The organism is uncultured Tessaracoccus sp., from assembly GCF_947286155.1.
Lineage (GTDB): Bacteria > Actinomycetota > Actinomycetes > Propionibacteriales > Propionibacteriaceae > Arachnia.
Genome location: NZ_CAMYPD010000047.1, coordinates 1 through 17,879, shown reverse-complemented (window position 1 = coordinate 17,879; position 17,879 = coordinate 1). Strand labels below are relative to the sequence as shown.

Here is a 17,879-nt window from a genome sequence, read left to right as displayed (position 1 = left end):
GAGCGAGGTCTGCGAGTGTCGGTTCCGGAGCGGGCGCGTCGTCGGTGTCGCGCAACGTGAGCACCATGCTGCGGAGATCTCTCACTGCGGCGCGGGCGCTGGATTCCACCTGTTTGAGCGACACGGTTGCGGCGTCCGGGTCGCGCTCGATGAGCCGTCGTGCCGCCGCTGCCTGCACCGACATGGCGGTGACATGGTGGGCCACGACGTCGTGCAGCTCACGGGCGATGCGCAGGCGCTCCTCCTCGATGGCAGCCGCCACCAGCTGGGCCTGTAACTGCTTGATGTTGGCGTCGGCGTCTTCGAGTTCGGCCCGCTCCATCGCCTGATCCCACGCCTGGTCACCGAAAATCCAGGCACCGGTGAAGAACGCGACGTTCACGACGCTGTTGATCACGATGAACGCCGCCAGTTGGGTGGCGCTGATGGCCTCCGCCTGCGTGATCTTCCCCAGATTCGCAAACGACGCCACCACGAAGCTCACCCCCATGAGCAGGCAGATCATGATGCGCACCAGCAGCGCCTGGCCGCGCTTCGACGACCACGCGCCGATGGAGTAGAAGCCCAGGAACAGCACCACCTGCGAGGTGTAGATGTCAATCCCGGTAAAAAAGTTCGCCACGGTGTACAGCACGGCCTGCGCCATACCCGCGACGAGGGGGAACCGCCGGCGCCACACCAACGGCAACGAGCTCACGACGGTGCCTAGGCACTGCAACCCCCACAACTGGGAGAAGATCGACATGTCGGCTGCGATGACGAGCCACGACATACCGCAACCCAGCGCGGCGAGCGCAAATGCCACGAGCGCGTCGGTGCGCAACCAGTTCGGGGGCAATGGGCGGGTCTGCATAGTTGCTGATGCTAGCTGGCGGTGGGCACGTGCAGATCCCTCGAGCGGGTGAGATTGCTTGAACGTGGTGATTGAATGTGGGCGATGAGAAGCAAAGAGAGTCTGCCGTCGAGCGTATGGGTGCTCCTGGCCGCGGCATTCTCTATTGCGATGGGGTTTGGGCTCATCGCGCCTGTGCTGCCGCAATTCGCGAACTCGATGGCGAAAGAGGTGTTCCCCGACGCAGCGGTCACCGCGACGAGCGTCGTCGTGAGCGCCTTTGCGGTGTTCCGACTGCTGTGGGCGACACCGGCCGGCTCGCTCGTGTCGAAGTTCGGCGAAAAGGCCATCTACATCGTCGGGGTGTTCACCGTCGCAGCGTCCTCGGCACTCACCGCCTTCGCGCAAAACTACTGGCAGCTGCTGATCTTCCGCTCGCTGGGCGGCGTCGGTTCCGTGATGTTTACCGTCTCCGCGATGGGGCTGCTGATTCGCGTCGCGCCCAGTTACATGCGCGGGCGGGTGTCAGCGCTGTACGGGGCCATGTTCATGATCGGCAACATGGTGGGGCCCGTGTTCGGCGGCACGCTGGCGGAGTTTGGGGTGGCTGTGCCGTTCCTGTTGTACGCGGGTGCGCTCTTGATTGCCGGCATCATCATGTGGGCGAAGATGCCGTCGACATCACCTACTAGGACGACGGGTGGCGTCGCGGCCTCCGCACCCATGACCCTGGCTGAGGCGTTTCGAGATAGGGCATTCCTGGCGAACATTCCGGGCCTGTTTGGGCACGGCTGGGCGAACCTCGGCGTTCGCACCGCACTGGTGCCGTTGTTCATCGCTGCCGTGGTGTCGGATAAGGCCTGGGTGGCGGGCGCGGCGCTCGCGCTCTTCGCGATCGGCACGGCTCTCGCGCTGCCGTTCGCGTCGACGTTCGCCGATCGGCACGGCCGCAAACCCATGATTATGGGCGGGCTGGCAGCTGCGGGCGTCTTTACGATCATGCTGGGGTTCACCGCGTCGATGTGGCTCACCCTTCCGCTCTGCCTGCTTGCCGGATTCGGCGCGGGCATGTTCAATCCGGCGTCGCAGGCCGTGACCGCCGACGTCATCGGCGGCGATCGCTCGGCCGGCAAAGTGGTAGCCAGCACGCAGATGATGACGGACGTCGGTTCCATCGTCGGGCCGCTGGCAGCTGGCGCGATCGCCGACGCCATGGGGTTCGGTTGGGCGTTCGGCGTCACCGGCGCGATCCTGCTGCTGGGTGCGCTGGCGTGGATCGGCACCCCGGATACGTTGCGTCGCACCTACTCCTGATCAGAAATCCGCGACAGCGCCCGCGCGAGGTGAAGCGGGGTACGTGCCGGCGATACAATGACGCCCATGTCCGACATCTTGAACGCCGTCGCCTGGCCGTATGCCAACGGCCCGCGCCACATTGGTCACGTCTCCGGTTTTGGAGTTCCCTCCGACGTGTTCTCAAGGTTCATGCGAATGCGCGGGCATAACGTGCTCATGGTGTCTGGCTCCGACGAGCACGGCACCGCGATTCAGGTGAAGGCCGACCAGGAGGGGCTCACCGCCCGCGAGACCGCGGACAAGTACCACGCCCAGATCGTGCAAGACCTGCAGGGCCTCGGGCTCAGCTACGACCTCTACACCCGCACCACGACGCCGAACCACGCCGCCGTCGTACAAGACATCTTCCTCGCGCTGCTCGACAACGGCTACCTCACCAAGCAGTCGCAGATGGGCGCGATCTCCCCGTCGACCGGGCGCACGCTGCCCGACCGCTTCATCGAGGGCACCTGTCCGCTGTGTGGCTACGACGGTGCCCGCGGCGACCAGTGCGACAACTGCGGCAAGCAGCTTGATCCGGCTGATCTCATCAACCCGCGCTCCCGCACCAACGGCGAGACGCCGAAGTTCGTCGAAACCGAGCACTACTTCCTCGACCTGCCGAAGCTTGCCAACAAGCTCGGCGAATGGCTCGACACCCGCCAAGAGTGGCGGCCCAACGTCCTCAAGTTCTCCCACAACCTGTTGGAGGACCTCCACCCACGCGCCATCACGCGCGACCTCGACTGGGGCATCCAGGTACCCGTCGAAGGCTGGGAAGACAACCCGATGAAGTCGATCTACGTCTGGTTCGACGCCGTGATTGGGTACCTGTCTGCGACGAAGGAATGGGCCAAACGCTCCGGCGACGAGGACGCCTGGCGCACCTTCTGGAACGAGCCCGAGACGAAGTCGTACTACTTCATGGGCAAAGACAACATCGTCTTCCACTCCGTGATCTGGCCGGCTATTTTGCTCGGCTGCAACGGCGAGGGCAGCGAGGGCGGCGAGGTTCGCCCGTCGCTCGGGAAGCTTCAGCTGCCCACCGAGGTGGTGAGCTCTGAGTTCATGACGATGAAGGGCTCGAAGGTGTCCAGCTCGCGCGGCGCGAGCATCTTCGTGAAAGACTTCCTCGCCGAGTTTGGCCCCGACGCACTGCGCTACTTCATCGCCGTCGCCGGGCCTGAAAACAACGACACCGATTTCACGTGGGACGAGTTCGTCCGCCGTATCAACTACGAACTCGCCAACGAGTGGGGCAACCTCGTCAACCGCTCCATCTCGATGGCGCACAAGAACATCGGTGCGGTGCCGAAGCCAGGAGAGTTCACCGACGACGACCGCGCCCTGCTGGCGGAATGCGAGCGGGCGTTCATCACCGTCGGAGAACACATCGAAGCACGGCGCTTCAGGGCCGGCATCACCGAGGCGATGCGCATTGTTGGACTGGCCAATAAGTACATCTCGGATCAGGAGCCCTGGAAGAAGAAGGACGACACCGAGCGTCGCGACACCATCCTCTACGTCGCGCTCCAGGCCGTGACCGACTGCAACACGCTGCTCACGCCCTACCTGCCGCACTCAGCGCAGAAGGTGTTCGAGGCGCTGGGCGGCGACGGCGTGTGGGCGGCACAGCCGGAGATCGTCGAAGTGACCGACGGCGACATGACGTACCCCACGCTGCAGGGCGACTACACGACGCAGCTGGCGGCCTGGGAACATCGCGCGATCGTGCCGGGAACGCCGCTGGACAAGCCCAGCCCGCTGTTCCAAAAGCTCGACGAGAAGCTCGGCGAGACAGGCCCTAGCTGGGCGCCGATTGGCGAGTGACTGGGCAAGACCGGGCTAGCGGTTCAGCACGCTGGGAAGAGCTCATGCTGGAGCGCGACGAGCACCTCACGTTCAGGAGGCGGAGGCTCGTCGGGCAGCGGGGGTTCGGGCGGATGCGCGTCCCATGGCTCGGGAGGGGGCTCGTCGGGGACCCGCTTGGGCGGTGAAGTGATGCGGTGCACACCGAGATCGTCGACGACGAACTCCCACCCGTGCGGCGTTCGCCAGTGGAACACGCCCGGTGCGGGCTGGTGGAGGACGAAGCCGCCGAATGTCTTGGCGCGATGCGTCCGCCGTGACAATGGCGCCAGGTTGCCGGGCCTCGTCTGGCCGGGCGTTCCGTCGTCGCGGTAGGGCTCGACGTGGTCGAGATCGCAGGACCGCGACGGCCGGGTGCCGTAGGGGAAGACCTCCGTCGGATGACGCTGCTGGATGGCGAAGCGCAGCGGCAACGAGGGGTCGTGCTGGTGCTCTGGTGTGAGGCGACGGATATCTACGACGGGGCGAACCGTCACCTTGGAGCCCGCGAGGAAGCTCGGGAGATCCTCGCTGAGTAGTGTGCCCCAGCGTTCGACCCACGCAGCGCCGGTGCCGTCGTCGTCGGGGTCGAGTGCCGGATCGGTGGCGTCCATGTGCACCACGAGTGTGTGCGTGGGCAGCGTGTCTTGCCCGAGCGCCGCACGAGCGAGCTCGCCCACGGCGGCAGCCCGGCGGATCTGGCGCTTGTCTTCTGCCGTCAGCACCGCGTGTGGGTCGTCGGGGTCTGGAAGGCGTTTCGCGAGCTCTGAGATGGCGCCCTCGAAATCGACGGCGTCTCTTGCGTCGAGTAGCCCGTCGATGTGAGCGCTGCCGTGCTCAAACTTGCCCACGCGCACGTGCCTGCGCGCGGACTGGCGCTGCCGTTGGCGCTGCGCCTCCGCGGGGCATGCTAGTGCGATGTAGTGCGGCATCCGCTGGACGACCGTCGACCAAGAAAGTGTGCGACGCGCGACGTCGACCAACTCATCGACCCGGCGGGCGGCCTCGAGCGTGAGGCCGCTACACAGATCTTCGACTTCCGCGGCCTCGTGCCACCAGAGCTCGCCGGCGAGGAAGCGCTGCCACATGATGGGGTGGCGGTGTTGCACCGACAAGATGGCGTGGAGCTTCATGAACATCGCACCTGGGCTGATGCCCAGCACCGCGGCAGCTTCGAGTGCGAAGAATTCACCCACCGCAGGCGCACCGAGACGCCCCGTGACGGCGGCTTCCTGGGCAATCTGCTCGAGGGCGTCCTGCACGTCGGAGCGCGTCACGTGGTATTCCTCGGCCGCCCGCGCGAGACCGACGACCTCCGCGATCTGCGCCAGCTTGCGCTGCTGGCGTGCGTCGGCAGCGAGCTGTAACGCGTCGACTCCAGTTGCCGTCAACATCCTTGTTCACCCCCTTGTTCCAGGTACGTGCAACACTGTAGACGGCACCTCTGACAATTTTGGATGGCCTTGTCAGCGTGGGTTTACGGGGCTATCCATCCGGTCATTGAGGAGGCCGCGCGTTACCCTCAGCCCGATCGTTGAGGAGACCGCGAAGCGGTCGTCTTGAAACGATCTGAAGAAGCACCTCACCACGAGCCGGCGCTGCCGCCGCCGAAGCCACCGCCACCGCTAAAGCCGGAACCGCCCGAGGAACTCGTGCTCGCGTGGGCTGCGGACGCGGCGTTCACCGAGCTAGAGAACGAACTGGCGAAGTTATTGGCCATCGAGTTGTAGAACCAGGCGTCGTAGGCGGCGTCACTGGCAATCCAGCTTCGGTCAGCGCGGTAGCGACCTTCGCGCTCGAGTTGCTCGAACGTTTTCGCCCAGCGGTCTGCAGTTCCGAAGACCATGGCGAAGGGGAGGTATCGGCTGAATACATCGATACCTTCCTCGAACTTGATCTGTTCGGCCTCGGCGGTGCGCAGGTACAGTTCAAACCCGCGCGCCTGCTGCAGCATTGCCGAGCCACGCGCGGTGCGGCGCTTACTGTTCATACCCACCACGATGAGGCCAATGCCCAGCACAACCAGGGGCAGCCCGAGCAGGGCCAGAGAATGCTGGTACAACAACCATCCGAGCCCCGCCCCGGCCAGGGCGATGACGACACCGATCGTAGACTTCATCACGCCGCTCGTCCGCGGATCCTGCACGAACCACTTGTTCTTCGTCATCTGGTGGTAGAGCCCCTGACGTGCCTGTGCCATGACGTCGTGGAAGCGCTCGTCGCGCAACTCCTGCGTGGAGCGCGTCTGCTTGCCCTCGAAAATGAGGTTGAGCAGGGTGTACTCGAAGGTGTGGAGGCCGTCGGTGCTCTTGCCCAGCGCGCGCAGGGTGAAGTCCTTGCCGTTCGGGTCGGGGATGATCTGGAGATAGCCGCGTACGGCGAGGTCGATGATGGTGGCGGACACGTCGATGCCGTCCGCCGTCGCGTCGATGAGTGTGCCGATCTCGCCAGGCGTGGCGCCCGCTGGCGGCTGGAACTGCACTGCGACGGGAATCTTGCTCGTATTTTTGAGCCCGACGGGAGCGTCCTCACCCTCTGCCGGTGCGAGACCAGGCGTGAGTCCGAGGTACACCAGGTCGCGCTTCGCCCGTCGGGTCATCACCCAGGTGCCGATGGCAGCGACGATGGAGAGGCCACCTGCTGCCGCGCCGGGAACGACACCCGGAGTAAGGTTGGAGCCGACGGTAGGTACCCGTCGCTTACTGGGTGTCGCGCCGTTGAACGTACCCTTGGGGAAGCCCGCGACGAGCTGGACGCCCTGCCTGGTGGGGATGCTGTCGATGTGAATGTGGGACTTGCCACCATCGATGGTTGCTGGGCATTCGGTGCGGTTGGCGGGGCCGGTGAAACAGGCGGTCTTCTCCACGTCCACAGGGCCGGACATCGTCGCGTTGATGTTCGTGAATTGCGCATCGAGTTTGGAGAACATCTGCCAGCTGAACTCCGCGAGCCCGGATTGCGGGTGATCGTCCCAGGCGATGCCTTTCACCGTGAACTCCAGCTTGTACTGCTGGGGCTCGCGGTAGCGGACATCCTTGTCGCCGATTCTCCACTCCACCGCGTTCTGGCCATCCGTCACCTTGAGGTTGGTTCGGGCGCCCGTGGGGGATGAGACTTTCGGCTTGGAGTAGTCGAAGACGTATTCCTCGTCGGGATTCTGGCCATCCTTCTGCGTGGTGAAGAACCGCAAGACGGGCCCGCGCCCGGACTTCTGGTCGAATTCCATGGTGAAGTCCATCGTCACGTGGGCGGTGCCTTGCTCGTCGAGCCGCACGTCCACGTTGATGTCGCGGTACGGGGTGCCCTCTTGCGCATGAGCGGCAGGAGCCGCCATGAAGAACACCAGGAGGCCGGCCAATAACGCAAAGATCCGCCGTTTCGTCATGGGCCAATCTTAACGATGCGCTGTGTCAGGGTTTGTCGCCTGGACGTCGACTGAGCGCACACCAGATGCGAATTCTGGCCCTCATAGGGCGGTTATTTCCATCTGGTGTGCGCTCAGTCGAGCAACTGGGAGATCACTCCTCGACGCCGAGGGCCTCCGCCATCTCCTCGCGCAGACGCCGGAGCAGTTCGGCAGCAGCGTCGCGCGAGCGGCTCACGTCGTCGGCGGGATCCATGCGCACCTCGAGGTAGCACTTCAGCTTGGGCTCCGTGCCACTCGGGCGGGCGACGACGTGCACGCGCTGGCCAGTGAGTTCGACCGCGTCGGTGGGAGGAAGCTCCGGTGACCCCGGCAGCAAATCCACGACGGTGACGGGCTGGTCGAGCAGCGTCGTCGGCGGATTGCCGCGCAACTTCGCCATGGCCTGGGCGATGATCGACAGATCCGCCACCCGCACCGCGAGCTGGGATGTAGCGTAGACGCCGTAGTGGCGCGCGATGTCGTCGAGCCGGTTCTGGATGGTCTTGCCCTCCGCCTTGAGCTCGGCGGTGATGCGCAGCACCGCCATGGCTGCAGAGATGCCGTCTTTGTCGGGCACCGCTTGCGGGTCGCAGCAGTAGCCGATGGCCTCCTCGTAGCCGAATGCGAGGTTCGGCACGCGTCCGATCCACTTGAACCCGGTGAGTGTGGTCTGGTGTTCGCGCCCGGCGTCGCGTGCCATGGCGCGCAGCAGTGTTGAGCTCACGACGGAGTTCGCGAGTACGCCAGGGACCCCGCGGCGGATGGCGTCGTCGCCGAGCAGTGCGCCCAGCTCGTCGCCGGTGAGCATCCGCCAATCGCCGTCCATTCTCGTCGCGACGGCGCACCGGTCGGCGTCGGGATCATTGGCGATGACGACATCCGCTTCGGAGTGGCGGGCGAGGGAAAGCGCCAGATCGATGGCGCCTGGCTCCTCGGGATTGGGGAACGAGACGGTGGGGAAATCCGGGTCGGGGTTGGACTGCTCGGACACCTCGACGGGCTTCGGGAACCCAAGAGTGCGTGCGGCTTGGCGGACGACGCGGGCGCCGACGCCATGCATCGAGGTGTGCACCCAGCGGACATCCGTCGGGGCGTCAGCTCCGACGAGTTCCTGCAAGCGCGCGACGTAGGCGTCGCGTAGGTCGTCGCCGATGATGGTCCGTTCGTCGCTGCGGGGCAGCGCGGTGAGGTCTTCCGTCGCGACCTCTGCGATGCAGGCGGCGATTTGGTCGTCGACGGGCGGGACGATCTGTGAGCCGTCGCCGAGGTACACCTTGTAGCCATTGTCCTGCGGCGGGTTGTGCGAGGCCGTGACGACGATGCCTGCGACGCAACCGTAGTGTTGGATGCCGTAGGCGATGAGCGGGGTGGGGGTGGGCTCGTCGGTGAGGAGCACGTCGTAACCCGCTCCGGCGAAGATCTGCGCGGTGTCGAGGGCGAAGTCGGCCGACTTATGCCGGGCGTCATACCCGACGATGACCGTCCCGGCTGTGATGCCTTCGCCGTGGAGCCAGCGGGCGAATCCGGCGGCTGCGCGCGTGACGACGACGCGGTTCATGCGCGCAGGGCCGGGGCCGAGCTGGCCCCTGAGCCCGGCGGTGCCGAACTGGAGCGTGCCGGCGAAGGCACTCTCGAGGGCTTCCAGCGCTGGGCGCGCGATGTCGGAGTCGCGCGACTCGCTTCGGGTGATGAGGTCGGCGAGTTCGGCTCGTGTGTCGGGGTCGAAGTCGGCGTCGCGCCAGGCGATTGCGTCGTCGATGATGGACATGGTTCCTCCTAGAGTGCAGCGACGATGCCGCTGAGTAGCGATGCCAGGCGGGGGCCCGCATCCTTCCCGGCCTGCAGCACTTCGGCGTGGTCGAGGTTGTCGCCGCTCATCCCAGCCGCAGCATTGGTCACCAGCGACAGCCCGAGTACCTCGAGCCCAGCCTCACGGGCAGCGAGGGTTTCGAGCGTCGTTGACATGCCGACGAGATCGCCGCCCAGGATTCCGGCCATCTTCACCTCGGCGGGGGTTTCGTACTGGGGGCCGCGGAACTGCACGTACACGCCCTCGGGGAGGGATGCGTCGACGCCGTGGGCCAGGTCGCGCAGGCGCTTGGAGTAGGCCTCGGTCATGTCGACGAAGTTGGCGCCGACGAGCGGGGTGTCGCCGGTGAGGTTGATGTGGTCTTTGATGAGCACGACGGTGCCCGGCGCCCAGTCGGGGTTGAGGCCACCGCATCCGTTGGTGAGCACGATCTGCTTGGCGCCCCAGCTCGCGGCGGTGCGCACGCCGTGCACGACGGGGGCGACGCCGCGGCCTTCGTAGTAGTGGGTGCGTCCGGTGAACACCGCGGCGGTCTTTCCGGCGGCCGTACGCACGACGCGCAGCGCGCCGCCGTGGCCGCTGACAACGGGCTTAGCGAATCCAGGCACCGTAGCGAGCTCTACTTCGGCGATGGTGTCGCCCAGCTGGTCGGCACCGCTCGACCAGCCTGATCCCAGCACCAGGGCGAGGTCGATCGTCGGGACAAGTGCGCTGAGATGCTGCGCTGCGTCGCGGGCAAGTTCTTCCGGGGTTTGCGTCATGCCAGCCAGTCTACGAGTAGCTGGGGGATGTCCGCAGCCGTGTACACCCATCGCCGTAGTCGGGCAGACGTAACCTGTGCGGCTCTGTTCCGGAACAGGTGTCACCTGCTTCGCCGCGACGAGGCGTCGTCGGGAAGCAGGTGACACTTGATCCGCTCTGTTGCCGCACAGGTTGCACCTGCCCGGGCGAGGCGGGGCGCCGTGGCGGGAGCCAGCACGGCGTAGCGACGGAGCGAGCCCGACGCACGACGCAGGCGCCGGGCGCTCGTTTCGCTGCCGACCAAGCGCTGGGTATGCAAGGATGGGGGCGTGACCAAGGTTGTGATCATCGGCGGCGGACCAGGCGGATACGAAGCGGCGCTCGTGGGGCGCCAGCTGGGGGGCGAGGTAACGCTCGTGGAGCGCACGGGCCTCGGCGGAGCAGCGGTACTCACCGACTGCGTCCCATCCAAAACCCTCATCGCAACCGCCGAGGTGCTCTTCCGCATCGAGCACGCGAAGGAGCTTGGCCTGCGCATCGACGGCGGCTCCGACGCGGTGAGCGTCGACTTCGCCGAGGTGAACCGTCGCATCATGGCGCTCGCGCGGGCGCAGTCGCATGACATCCGCGCGCGCCTCGAAGCCGAAGGCATCACCATCATCGACGGCACCGGCCGCCTCGACGGAGCCGAGCGCGTGATCGTCAACTCCGACGACGGTGAAACCGCGCTCGACGCCGACGTCGTGCTCCTCGCCACCGGCACCACCCCGCGTGAACTCCCCGACGCCAAAACCGACGGCGAGCGCATCCTGAATTGGAAGCAACTCTACGAACTCGACGAGCTACCGGAGCGCCTCATCGTGGTCGGCTCAGGCGTGACCGGCATGGAGTTCGCCAGCGCGTACCGCGGCCTGGGTTGTGACGTCGTCTTGGTGTCGTCGCGCTCGCAGGTGCTGCCCGGGCAAGATGCCGACGCTGCCCACGCGCTCCAGAAGGTGTTTACCGAGCGCGGCATGGAAATCAAGGCTGAGTCGCGCGCGCTCGCCGCCCGCAGGGAGGGCGACGAGGTCGTCGTCACGCTCGCTACCGGTGAGGAGATCGTAGGGTCGCACGCGCTATTCGCCGTCGGCGCCACACCCAACACCGCCGACCTCGGCCTCGACGCCGCCGGCGTGGTCACCACCCAGTGGGGCCACATCCCCGTCGACAGGGTCTCCCGCACGAACGTCGCCAACGTGTACGCAGCCGGCGACGTGACGGGCGTGTTCCCGCTCGCATCCGTGGCAGCCATGCAAGGCCGCATCGCCATGCAGCACTCGCTGGGCGACGCTGTCACGCCGCTCGATGTGCGCCAGGTGTCGTCGAACGTGTTCACCTCGCCGGAGGTCGCGACGGTGGGTGTCACGCAGGAGCAAGCCGACTCTGGGAAGATCAACGTCGCCTCCGTCATGCTCTCGCTCGACGGCAACGCCCGCTCGAAGATGCAGTCGTTCCGCGACGGATTCGTCAAGCTCTTCTGTCTTCCCACTACGGGCATCATCGTGGGCGGCGTCGTCGTCGCACCGCGCGCGTCGGAGCTCATCCACGCCGTCACCCTCGCTGTGCGCCAGCGCATCACCGTCGACCAGTTCAGCAACACCTTCACCGTGTACCCGTCGATGTCGGGCTCCGTGGCGGAAGCTGCGCGTCGCTTGCATACCCGCGACGACGGTCTGCTCACCAGCTGATTCTCGCGGCCGGGCGCCGTTGGGTTGAGGGTTGTACTCTGGAAGTCACCCTCGATTGAAGGATTGCCGTGGATTTCATACTGCTCATGTTCGTGCTGTTCGTGATCCTCGGCGCCCCTGCCTATGGAGCTCAGCGGTACAGCAGCCGCCGTCGCATCGCGCAGCAGCCGCCACCCCAGGAACTCTACGGCCCCGGTCCTTTTCATCCACAGGCGCAGCCGGCATATGGCGCGCCCACCTCGGGTTTTGGCCATCAGCGCATCATCTCGGCGGAAGAATTCAATCAGTCCAAGGACGCGCTGGCTGACGACATCACGTCGTTCGGGACGGAGCTTCGCGACCTCGATCTCGACGTCGTCGGGCGTGAACTCGACGCCGAGGCCCACGCCGATTACACCCGCGCACTCGACGCCTATGACGGGGCGAAAGCGACGCTGGAGCGTGTTCAGTTCGTCGACGATCTGAAGCGCGTCGCGGAGATTCTGGAGGAAGGGCGCTTCTCGGCGGCGTGTGTGAAGGCGCGCGTGAACGGCGATCCGCTGCCCGAGCGCCGCCCGCCGTGCTTCTTCGACCCGGCGCATGGCCCGTCGGTGGAGGACGTGATGTGGGCTCCCGCAGGCGGCGCGCCACGGAAGGTGCCGGCGTGTGCCCGCGACGCTCAGCGTGTCAGCCTGGGTGCCGATCCATCCATCCGAATGGTCAACTACCAAGGGCAAATGCTGCCTTACTGGGAGAACCAGGCCTTCGTGCCGTACGCGCAGGGTTACTACGGGCGCTACGACATGGACCCGACGATGCGCAGCATCGCCTCCAGCGCCCTCATGTTCGGTGGGCTCGGCCTGCTGTTCGGCATGTTCGGCGACTGAGACGCGCTGCCGACGGTCGGAGGCGCTTCAGATGGTTGAGTAGCGCCGGAGGCGCGTATCGAAACCACACCCTCTCCCATCACCTGGCTAACCCGATATCCACATTCGTTTGTCAAAACGGGGCACAAACGGCCTGCACAGCAAACGAATGTGGATATCGGGTTGGTTTCCGTCCGTCGGCGTCTCGATGCGCGGGCTGCGCCCGCTACTCGACGACCGGGTGCGGCGGCCTACTCGGGATCCACGATCTCGAGCAGCACCTCGCCGGCGGTGACCGTCTGGCCCTGCTCCACCTTGAGGCCCTGCACCACGCCGCTGCGGTGCGCGTCGAGCGGCTGCTCCATCTTCATCGCTTCGATGACGGCGATGGTCTGACCCTCCTCGACGGTGTCGCCCTCGGCAACATTCACCTTGACGATGGTGCCCTGCATCGGCGCCGGGAACGCGTTGCCGGTGGGTGCGGACACCTTCGCGCCGCCACGGTCGCGCTTGGTCGGCTTGCGCTTCTTCTTCGGCGTCGATGCCGTGCCGAGCCCACCCGGCAGCTTGATCTCGACGCGCTTCCCGTTCACCTCGACGGTGATGATCTCGGGCTCCTCGACGTCGTCAGCCTCGCCAAGGACGCCCTGGTAGGCGGCGATGTCGCCCTCGAATTCCGTCTCGATCCAGCGCGTGTGCACGGCAAAATCGTCGACGAAGGCCGGATCGCGCAGCACCGCTTGGTGGAACGGCAGCACCGTCGGCATACCTTCCACGACGAGCTCATCCAGCGCGCGACGGGAGCGCTCGATGGCCTGCTCACGTGTCGCGCCGGTGACGATCACCTTGGCGACGAGCGAATCGAAGGCGCCTGGGATGGTCATGCCGGCGTGGTACCCCTCGTCGACGCGCACCCCCGGCCCGCTGGGCGCGTGCCACTTGGTGAGCGTGCCGGGTGCGGGCATGAAATTGCGACCCGCGTCCTCGGCGTTGATGCGGAACTCGAACGAGTGCCCGCGCGTCGTCGGATCGTCGTAGCCGAGCTCTTCGCCGTCGGCGATGCGGAACTGTTCGCGCACCAAATCCAGGCCGGTGACCTCTTCTGAGACGGGATGTTCCACCTGCAACCGCGTGTTAACTTCGAGGAACGAGATCGTGTCGTCGAGTCCGACCAGGAACTCGCACGTTCCTGCACCGACGTAGCCGGCCTCTTTCAAGATGGCCTTCGACGATTCGTAGAGACGCTCAGTCTGTGTGTCGTCAAGGAACGGCGCGGGCGCCTCTTCGACGAGTTTCTGGTGCCGACGCTGCAGCGAGCAGTCGCGCGTCGACACCACGACGACGTTGCCATGCTGGTCGGCGAGGCACTGCGTTTCGACGTGGCGCGGCTTATCGAGGTAGCGCTCGACGAAGCACTCGCCGCGGCCGAACGCCGTGACGGCTTCGCGTGTTGCCGATTCGAACAGGTCGGGGATCTCTTCCATCGTGCGGGCCACCTTGAGGCCGCGTCCACCACCGCCGAAGGCCGCCTTGATAGCGATGGGTACGCCGTGCTCCTCCGCGAAGCGCACCACCTCGTCGGCGTCGGCCACCGGGTCTTTCGTGCCAGGCACGAGCGGGGCGCCCACCTTGTTAGCGATGTGGCGGGCCTTGACCTTGTCGCCGAGTGCATCGATGGCCTCCGGCGGGGGGCCAATCCAGGTGAGCCCGGCGTCGATCACTGCCTGCGCGAAATCGGCGTTCTCGGCGAGGAAGCCGTAGCCGGGGTGTACCGCGTCGGCACCGCTGCGCTCGGCGATGTTGAGAATCTTGGGAATGTTGAGGTAGGTGTCGGCCGGCGTGGCGCCGTTGAGTGCGTAGGCTTCGTCGGCGAGCTTCGCAAACAGTGCTTGCTGGTCGGAGTCGGCGTAGATCGCGACGGACTGGATGCCCGAGTCGCGTGCCGCGCGGATGATGCGTACAGCGATCTCGCTACGGTTTGCGACGAGTACCTTCGAGATGGCCACGATGCCCCCTTCTGCAGGTTCGGTTATACCGGGGAGTCTAGCCCCTGAAGCGCGACTATGGGTGAGAGCCTAGGAACCATGCCAACACCTGAGTTCATCTTGGATCTGCGACGACACATCGGCACCGCTCCGTTGTGGCTGGCCGGAGCGACGCTCGTGTGCCTCCGGGATGGCCGCGACGGACCGGAAGTGCTGCTGCAACGGCGCGCTGACAACGGGCTGTGGGCGCTGATTAGCGGCATCGTCGAACCTGGCGAGCACCCCATCCAGTGCCTGGAACGCGAGGCTCGCGAGGAAGTGGGGGCCGACGTCAGCGTCGGGCGCATGCTGTGGTGCGTCGTCACGCCGCCGGCCACGTACGCGAACGGCGACCAAACGCAGTACCTCGACCACGGCTACGTCGGGCAGGTCACCGGCGGCGAGCTGCGGCCCGACCACGACGAGACCACCGACGTGGGCTGGTTCCCCGTCGACGATCTGCCCATGCCGCAGCATCCGCGGCTCGCGGCGAGCGTGCAGGTGGCGCTGGGCGCACCGTCGGAGGTCGTGGCATCCTTGGACCTGTGAAACGTCTGGCCGTGGTTGTAGCAGCGACGCTCACCGTCGTCGGTTGCGCCGCAGAGGAGCCGACGATGCAGCCCGCGCCGAGCGCGTCGGTCACGGCGGCGGTGCCGGACGGGGGCCGGCCGGTGCGGCTCGAGTACGCACCGACGGGGTTGAGCGTGCCGGGTGATGCCATCGTCGAGCAGGAGATCGACCAGGTCAACAACGTCACCCTGGTGTTCGCGGCACCGACGGGCGCCGAGCTGGCCGCGTACTACCGCGCGGTGCTGCCGCAGATGGGCTTCACCATCACGGCCGACAAGAACAACTCGCTGCTGTTCGAGAACGAGCACTGGCAGGGCGCGTTCACCGCTTCGGGCCAGACCTGCGCCATCACCTTCCGCACCGACTGGGAACGCTGATAAGTGGGTAGAAATTCGTTCTGGACCTACGTGGGCGATAGGATCTCGGATGTAATGGATATTAAGGAATCAATGCCTCGCACGCAGTCTCGAATTTACTGGATGGACCGAGTGAGAGGCTCCGCAATTCTGCTGATGCTCCTACTCCACGCCACGATGATTCCTGTGTTGTATGCAGGGGGGGGTGAGCCGAATCGCTGGCTGATGCGATTCAATACCGTTGTTTCTCCCCTTCGTATGCCCGTGCTCATGTTTTTATCAGGGATGCTCCTTTCCCGATCACTCAGAAAGTCGCTTACTCGATTTTATTCAGGAAAGTTCCGAGTACTACTCTGGGCATACTGTGTGTGGGCATTGATTTTTCTCGCTGTGGCCGGGAGACTTTCTGAGTTTGTGAAGCCTTGGCTCTGGATGCAAACGATCTACCTTTGGTATCTCAGCTTCCTGCTGCTGTATTACCTTCTCGCGCCTCTCGTGGTGAAGATTCCTTTGTGGATATCTATTCCTGTGCTGGTATCTGCCAATTTATTTTTTGTTGGAACTGAACGAGGATTTCTGCAGAAAATCTTTTTCTACTGGATCTTTTTTCTCTTAGGTGACTGGTGCATGCGCCGAGGGGTGGGCCAGGTGGTCGAAATGCGCTGGGTTCGTATTTCCCTGGCGGTTGGGGCTCTGGCTATGCTGTATGTCCAGGGGGCTGCGTTGGTGGGTGATACTCTGATAATTAGAGTTATCTGGAACCTGGTTCTTGCGGTGGTTGTAGTCGGAGCGGTTATTTCGTGGTCTCCGCTGCTGCTTAACAAGGATGATGCTGACTGGCTCCAGCGAATTGGGAAAGATTCACTCGTATACTACGCATGTCATTTCCCGGTCATGATATTGGTGTCGCGAGGAGTATCGGCGGTGGCGGGGGGCCTGCCGTCGTTGCTCGTTACGGGTCTGAGTCTCGCCGCTGCGCTATTGGTGGGTGCCTTGCTTGCGCGTTTGCAACACCATTCAATGCTCGTGAAGTCCCTCTTTGAGTGCCCACTGCCTGTACAACGCGGGCACTCTCCTCCAGTTAGGTAAGAGTAGATGGGTCTTTGATCTTCTGCGCTTCGCCGGATGCCTGCGACCTGTGCAGCAACTGAGCGCACAGCTTCTGGGGTGGATGCAACACCAACTGTGTTAGGGGGCGGCGGAGTCGTTGCCGGTGGCTTCGAGACGTCTGATCCACTTGAAGACGAGGCGGCCAAATGGTGCTTGTTCTTCTTCTGGGATGCCTGGTTGGAGGTCGCCGTAGTGGAAGTCTGCGGTGAAGTCTTGGTCTTCGGGCCGGAAGCGTAGGATCATGCGGTCGGGGATTCGGTCTGGTTGGGATTCGTCGTAGAGCCCGTACCAGCAGTCGAGTTGTTGGCGGTAGAGGCTTCGGAGGGTGTCTTCGTCGTAGTCGAAACCGTCGAGTACTTTGTGTAGGTCGTGTACGAGGTAAGGCTTGCCGTTGATGCGATAGATGGTGGCCGGGGCAGCGGATCTGGTGCCGTTGGATTGGATGTGGAGCCAGAGGGTCTCGATTTGTGGTGAGTTGTTGGCGTAGTCGTAGGCGTCCCAGATGAAGTGGGGCGCGTATTCTTCGAAAGCGTCTTGGAAACTCATGGTGTGGGTGGTGGGTTAGGGGGCGGCGGAGTCGTTGCCGGTGGCTTCGAGACGTTCGATCCATTTTTCGACGTGTTCGTTGAGTGCGGTGCGTTGTGATTCTGGGAGGCCTGGTTGGAGGTCGCCGTAGTGGAAGTCTGCGGTGAAGTCTTGGTCTTCGGGTCGGAAGCGTAGGATCATGCGGGTGGGTAGTTCGTCTGGTTGGGATTCGTCGTAGAGCCCGTCCCAGCAGTCGAATTGCTGGTCGTAGAAGGCTTGGATGGCGTCGTCGTCGTAGTCGAAACTGTCCAGTACTTTGTGTAGTTCGTGTACGAGGTAGGGTTTGCCGTTGATGCGGTAGATGGTGGCCGGCGCGACTGATTTGGTGCCGTTGGAGACGATGTGGAGCCAGAGCATCTCGATTTGGGGTGAGTTGTTGGCGTAGTCGTAGGCGTCCCAGATGAAGTGGGGCGCGTATTCTTCAAAGGCGTCTTGGAAACTCATACTCATGTTCCTAACTGTTCTTGATGTGGTGCGGTACCTGGCGCACGCCGTCTACGATTTCTGTGATTTTGAAGCCGATGGGGCGTAGTCCGTCTTTGTCGTAGAGGATGTCGATGTCGACATCGAAGACCTTGCCTTGATCGAGCCAGCGGGACCACTTGTACTCCATGACTTTCATGTCTGACAGGTTCACGTTGTCGAGTTGTGCGACGATGTTGTCTAGTCTGCCAGAGCCGCCGAAGATGT

The 17,879-nt window shown here is 64.5% G+C and carries 16 protein-coding genes; 7 read left to right on the top strand and 9 right to left on the bottom strand.

The features are described from left to right. Positions 1–853 (bottom strand): sensor histidine kinase (locus tag Q0X68_RS10925; RefSeq protein ID WP_297751588.1); only part of this gene is annotated, 853 nt, incomplete at its 3' end. A gap of 84 nt (positions 854–937) precedes the next feature. Between Q0X68_RS10925 and Q0X68_RS10920 the strand changes: the two genes are divergently transcribed. Together Q0X68_RS10920 and metG are read left to right on the top strand one after the other, a co-directional pair. Continuing rightward, positions 938–2,146 carry an MFS transporter gene (locus Q0X68_RS10920; protein WP_297751585.1) on the top strand — a complete coding sequence of 403 codons (1,209 nt, stop codon included), beginning with the start codon at positions 938–940 and terminating at the stop codon, positions 2,144–2,146. A 66-nt stretch (positions 2,147–2,212) separates the two neighbouring features. Further along, on the top strand, positions 2,213–3,997 hold the full coding sequence (gene metG, locus Q0X68_RS10915) for a methionine--tRNA ligase (RefSeq protein ID WP_297751583.1): 1,785 nt from the start codon (positions 2,213–2,215) through the stop codon (positions 3,995–3,997). A gap of 23 nt (positions 3,998–4,020) precedes the next feature. On the opposite strand, the gene Q0X68_RS10910 is transcribed toward metG, so the two are convergent. From Q0X68_RS10910 to Q0X68_RS10895, 4 genes are all read right to left on the bottom strand, one after another. After that, on the bottom strand, positions 4,021–5,409 hold the full coding sequence (locus Q0X68_RS10910; protein ID WP_297751580.1) for a DUF222 domain-containing protein: 1,389 nt from the start codon (positions 5,407–5,409) through the stop codon (positions 4,021–4,023). A 188-nt stretch (positions 5,410–5,597) separates the two neighbouring features. Beyond that, a complete protein-coding gene (locus Q0X68_RS10905) occupies positions 5,598–7,400 on the bottom strand; it encodes a DUF2207 domain-containing protein (RefSeq protein WP_297751577.1) in 1,803 nt (600 codons plus the stop codon). 133 nt (positions 7,401–7,533) lie between these two features. Beyond that, on the bottom strand, positions 7,534–9,189 hold the full coding sequence (locus tag Q0X68_RS10900) for a phospho-sugar mutase (RefSeq protein WP_297751574.1): 1,656 nt from the start codon (positions 9,187–9,189) through the stop codon (positions 7,534–7,536). 8 nt (positions 9,190–9,197) lie between these two features. Continuing rightward, positions 9,198–9,992 (bottom strand): purine-nucleoside phosphorylase, encoded by a 795-nt coding sequence (locus tag Q0X68_RS10895; protein ID WP_297751570.1) that lies wholly within the window; start codon positions 9,990–9,992, stop codon positions 9,198–9,200. A 309-nt stretch (positions 9,993–10,301) separates the two neighbouring features. Here Q0X68_RS10895 and Q0X68_RS10890 point away from each other — a divergent pair, with 309 nt between their 5' ends. Beyond that, positions 10,302–11,699 carry an NAD(P)H-quinone dehydrogenase gene (locus Q0X68_RS10890; RefSeq protein WP_297751566.1) on the top strand — a complete coding sequence of 466 codons (1,398 nt, stop codon included), beginning with the start codon at positions 10,302–10,304 and terminating at the stop codon, positions 11,697–11,699. Between the two features lie 68 nt (positions 11,700–11,767). Beyond that, a complete protein-coding gene (locus Q0X68_RS10885; RefSeq protein WP_297751563.1) occupies positions 11,768–12,565 on the top strand; it encodes a hypothetical protein in 798 nt (265 codons plus the stop codon). 230 nt (positions 12,566–12,795) lie between these two features. Here the strand turns inward: Q0X68_RS10885 and Q0X68_RS10880 are convergent, their stop codons facing one another. After that, complete coding sequence (locus Q0X68_RS10880) at positions 12,796–14,553, bottom strand: biotin carboxylase N-terminal domain-containing protein (RefSeq protein ID WP_297751590.1); 1,758 nt, start codon at positions 14,551–14,553, stop codon at positions 12,796–12,798. A 75-nt stretch (positions 14,554–14,628) separates the two neighbouring features. On the opposite strand from Q0X68_RS10880, the gene Q0X68_RS10875 reads away from it, so the two are divergent. The 3 genes from Q0X68_RS10875 to Q0X68_RS10865 are packed head-to-tail and all read left to right on the top strand — an operon-like array spanning position 14,629 to position 16,583. Further along, a complete protein-coding gene (locus Q0X68_RS10875; protein ID WP_297751561.1) occupies positions 14,629–15,117 on the top strand; it encodes an NUDIX domain-containing protein in 489 nt (162 codons plus the stop codon). Continuing rightward, positions 15,114–15,515 (top strand): hypothetical protein, encoded by a 402-nt coding sequence (locus Q0X68_RS10870; RefSeq protein ID WP_297751558.1) that lies wholly within the window; start codon positions 15,114–15,116, stop codon positions 15,513–15,515. The genes Q0X68_RS10875 and Q0X68_RS10870 overlap by 4 nt, the downstream gene beginning before the upstream one ends. 54 nt (positions 15,516–15,569) lie before the next feature. Next, entirely contained in the window at positions 15,570–16,583 is a 1,014-nt protein-coding gene (locus Q0X68_RS10865) for an acyltransferase family protein (RefSeq protein WP_297751555.1), read from the top strand. A gap of 99 nt (positions 16,584–16,682) precedes the next feature. Here the strand turns inward: Q0X68_RS10865 and Q0X68_RS10860 are convergent, their stop codons facing one another. The 3 genes from Q0X68_RS10860 to Q0X68_RS10850 all read right to left on the bottom strand — a co-directional run. Then, positions 16,683–17,150, bottom strand: coding sequence for a hypothetical protein (locus tag Q0X68_RS10860; protein WP_297751552.1), 468 nt, complete (start codon positions 17,148–17,150; stop codon positions 16,683–16,685). Between the two features lie 15 nt (positions 17,151–17,165). Further along, positions 17,166–17,633, bottom strand: a complete 468-nt coding sequence (locus tag Q0X68_RS10855) for a hypothetical protein (RefSeq protein ID WP_297751548.1) — start codon at positions 17,631–17,633, stop codon at positions 17,166–17,168. Positions 17,634–17,643: 10 nt separating this feature from the next. Next, positions 17,644–17,879 (bottom strand): DNA/RNA non-specific endonuclease (locus tag Q0X68_RS10850; protein WP_297751543.1); only part of this gene is annotated, 236 nt, incomplete at its 5' end.